The sequence below is a fragment of the Candidatus Megaera venefica genome (assembly GCF_034554655.1).
Classification (GTDB): Bacteria; Pseudomonadota; Alphaproteobacteria; order Rickettsiales; family Rickettsiaceae; genus Megaera_A; species Megaera_A venefica.
This window is the reverse complement of sequence record NZ_JARJFB010000261.1, coordinates 1-1,123: the sequence shown is the minus strand read 5'-3', so window position 1 is coordinate 1,123 and position 1,123 is coordinate 1. Positions and strand designations below refer to the sequence as shown.

Annotated in this window: 3 protein-coding genes; 2 read left to right on the top strand and 1 reads right to left on the bottom strand. The window is 33.7% G+C overall.

Annotated elements, in window-relative coordinates:
- Positions 1–122 precede the first annotated feature (122 nt).
- Together Megvenef_RS09620 and Megvenef_RS09615 are read left to right on the top strand one after the other, a co-directional pair.
- Positions 123–401: a type II toxin-antitoxin system RelE/ParE family toxin gene (locus tag Megvenef_RS09620; RefSeq protein WP_322777690.1), complete on the top strand. Its 279-nt coding sequence runs from the start codon at positions 123–125 to the stop codon at positions 399–401.
- Between the two features lie 12 nt (positions 402–413).
- The gene (locus tag Megvenef_RS09615) at positions 414–704 is read left to right on the top strand and encodes a HigA family addiction module antitoxin (protein WP_322777689.1); all 291 of its coding nucleotides are present in this window, start codon (positions 414–416) and stop codon (positions 702–704) included.
- A gap of 73 nt (positions 705–777) precedes the next feature.
- Here the strand turns inward: Megvenef_RS09615 and Megvenef_RS09610 are convergent.
- A partial coding sequence (locus Megvenef_RS09610) for a type II toxin-antitoxin system YafQ family toxin (protein ID WP_322777688.1) occupies positions 778–1,123 on the bottom strand: 346 nt, incomplete at its 5' end.

The following is a 1,123-nucleotide window of genomic DNA, read 5'->3' as shown; positions in this document are numbered from 1 at the left end:
GAATTTAAGCAAAACAATGTATGTCTTATCTCGTTCACAAGATGTATAGAAATTAACAGATAATTATCTTGATAACTATAACGTTATATGTTACAGTCTTACTAAGGAAATATATTTAAGATATGATCAAAACTTTTCGCCATAAAGGTCTAAACAATTTCTTTAATAATGGCGATACTACAAAAATACAAAGCGATCATATAAAGAAACTCAGGTTATTATTGGCTAACTTGAATGCTGCAACTAATGTAGAAAACATGAATTTACCAGGGCTCGGACTGCACAAGCTGCAAGGTAATATGAAAGACTTCTGGTCAATTAAAATTAATGGTAATTGGCGTCTGATATTTCGGTTTAGTAATGGAGATGCATATGACGTTGATTATTTAGATTATCATTAAAGCGAGGTAACTATGTTCAATCCCCCACATCCAGGCAGCATATTAAAAGAATTGTATTTAGAGCCTTTAAATTTAACTGTCACTGAGGCATCTTTATCGCTTGGAGTTACCCGTAAAACTTTATCATTTCTAATCAATGAAAGATCTAGCGTTAGTTCTTCTATGGCTATTCGTTTATCCGCAGCATTTCCAAACACTAGCCCTGAATACTGGCTTAACCTCCAGCAACAGTATGATATCTGGAATGCCAAAAAAAGTATCGATGTTTCTCACATTAAAATATTACTGCGCCGGTCAGCTTAATTTAAGATAATGAGCGTTATCCAGTCAAAACTATAGTCCAATTCTTCACTTTGAACCCTGGTAAATGAAGAGTTTAAAACAAATCTGAATGAGTTCCCGTGCGCTCTAATCTAAGAACTTCATTATCTAAATAGAAAATAAGCAACCAGTCTGGTTCAATATGGCATTCCCAATAATTTTTATATTTACCGGATAATTTATGTAAAGAGTATTTTTCTGGCAGTAATAAACGGGGTTCTATCCCTTTATTAGCGTTATCTAATAATAAGCTTACAGCATCAAACATCTTTTGTGCACATCTACCACGCTTGAGCATTAATTTAAATTCTTTTTTATAAAGATTAGCTTTCCGTATTATTACTATCGGTTTTAAATCCACACGGACCGGCAGAAGGCAACAACTCCGAACGAAGTAATGC

What these genes read in the sequence shown, in the direction of transcription:
- Megvenef_RS09615 (WP_322777689.1), top strand. Translation starts at nt 414, where the DNA reads ATGTTCAATCCCCCACATCCAGGCAGCATATTAAAAGAATTGTATTTA.
- Megvenef_RS09620 (WP_322777690.1), top strand. Translation starts at nt 123, where the DNA reads ATGATCAAAACTTTTCGCCATAAAGGTCTAAACAATTTCTTTAATAAT.